General features: G+C 74.1%; 2 protein-coding genes. Both read left to right on the top strand.

Going from position 1 to position 1565, the window contains the following annotated elements:
• The coding region (locus tag D8M35_RS16070; RefSeq protein WP_148113418.1) for a YafY family protein at nt 1-652 on the top strand (652 nt) is incomplete at its 5' end.
• Nucleotides 645-1565, top strand: a 921-nt coding sequence (locus D8M35_RS16065) for a YafY family protein (RefSeq protein ID WP_148113417.1), incomplete at its 3' end; no start/stop codon positions are given. The genes D8M35_RS16070 and D8M35_RS16065, both read left to right, overlap by 8 nt.

Genomic DNA, 1565 nt, shown 5'->3' with positions numbered 1-1565 from the left:
GGCTGCGTACGCGCCGCGGCTCCGCGCCCGTGACGCCGCGTTCGAGCCGCTGCGCTCCGCCCTCGACCGCGACGCCGCCGTCCGGTTCGACTACATCACGCCGGGTGAGCACGCGCCGCGTCGCCGTGACCTCGCGCCCCTCGCGCTCGTGCAGCACGGCGGACGCTGGATGCTGGCGGCGCACGAGTTCTCCACCGGCGGCACGAAGAACTACCTGCTGTCCCGGATCGTCGGCCCGGTCAGCGTGCACCAGGTCGGGCAGCACCCTGCCCCCGCCGGTGCCGCCGAACGGGCACTCGCCGAGCTCGACCGGGTGTGGGCCGAGCGCACCGCCCGCATCGCGGTCGTGCCCGGGTCCGACGCCGAGCGCCGGCTCCGACGTCGCCGTGGCACGGAGGTCACCGCCGACGGCGTGCTCGTGGTGCACCACGTCGACCCGCAGATCCTCGCCGGGGAACTCGCGGCCTTCGGCCCCGAGGTGCGGGTGCTCGAACCCGCCGCGCTGCGGGAGCAGGTGGTGTCCCGTCTGCGTGCCCTCGTCGCCGACCACACGGACGCAGCCGACCGGACCGGTGCGGGCGCGGACACCGACGGAGCCGACCAGACGGCAGACGCCGACCAGACCGCCGACGCCGGGGGTGCCCGTGGCTGACCAGCAACCACTCCAGGCCCAGGACAAGCTCGCGTTCCTGCTCGTCCTCGTGCCCTACCTCATCGACCACGAGCGCGTCTCCGTGGCCGAGGCCGCGCGGCACTTCGGCGTCCCCGAGCAGCGCATCCGCCGTGCCGTCGAGCTCATCGCGGTGTCCGGCGTGCCCGGCGAGACGATGCAGTACCAGCACGGCGACCTGTTCGACATCGCCTGGGACGACTTCGAGCAGAACGACATGATCGTGCTGACGAACCTCGTGGCGATCGACGACTCGCCCCGGCTCTCGGCGCGCGAGGCCTCGGCCCTGATCGCCGGCCTGCAGTACCTGTCGGCGTTGCCCGAGGCCGCGGACCGCGACGCCATCCGGGCGCTCATGGCGAAGCTGTCCCGCGGTGCCGGGGGAGCGGCGTCGAACGTGGCGGTCGGTCAGGACCTGCACGACGCCGCGCTGACCACGATCCGGCGCGCCGTCGCCGACGGGCGCGGACTCGCCTTCGAGTACGCCGGTCCCCGCACCCGCGGCGGCACCCGCCGCGTGGACCCGCTCCGCGTCGAGTCGATCGACACCGACTGGTACCTGCGGGCCTGGGACCTCGACCGGCAGGCACTGCGGACCTTCCGCCTCGACCGGATGACGAACGTCCGGGTCGACGACCGGCCGGCCGAGAAGACCATCGGCGACGTCGTGATCCCGGACACGCTCTTCCAGCAGTCCGGGGGCGACGTCATCGTCACGGTGGAGCTCGACTGCTCGGCGCTGCCCCTCGTCGCGGACTACCTGGCGGACACCGCCGACGCCGAGGACGCCGACGGCCGCGTGCGCATCCGGCTCGCTGCGTCCAACGGCTTCGACGGCGTCGTCCGACTGGTGGCCGGTCTGCCGGGCCGCGCGGTCGTGCTCGACCCACCGGCA

Source organism: Curtobacterium sp. HSID17257 (genome assembly GCF_003989515.1).
Taxonomy (GTDB): Bacteria; Actinomycetota; Actinomycetes; order Actinomycetales; family Microbacteriaceae; genus Curtobacterium.
The sequence above is the reverse complement of the archived record's forward strand: the minus strand, read 5'-3'. Positions and strand labels throughout refer to the sequence as shown.